This window comes from Bacillus sp. SIMBA_154 (genome assembly GCF_046536015.1).
Taxonomy (GTDB): domain Bacteria; phylum Bacillota; class Bacilli; order Bacillales; family Bacillaceae; genus Bacillus; species Bacillus pumilus_P.
In genome coordinates, this window is sequence record NZ_JAWJBV010000208.1 from 1 (window position 1) to 277 (window position 277).

At 45.5% G+C, this 277-nt stretch carries 1 protein-coding gene; it reads right to left on the reverse strand.

What is annotated here, in order from left to right; translation table 11 throughout:
* Positions 1-277 (reverse strand): hypothetical protein (locus R0K30_RS21755; protein ID WP_410612903.1); only part of this gene is annotated, 277 nt, incomplete at both ends.

Consider the following 277-nt stretch of genomic DNA (forward strand, 5'->3'; position numbering starts at 1 on the left):
TGATTGTATCACCGACGGATAATGCTGAATATTAGTACGATAAGGATGTAGATTCGTTGTTTCTGGCTTGGTCTGTATAGCGGTTACCTCAACGCTAGACTGCGAGGTCCGCTCATGATTTTGTGCTACTTGGGATATTGATTGAGCAGTTGGTTGCGGCTTGCTATGATCATCTACATGTTGGTGAGCGCTTTGATTGTCGTTCTGGTTCGTGTTTGCGCCGTGAGATTGTGTGTCTTCAAGGTTTTGCTCAAGCTCAGGAAGACCCAAGTGATAG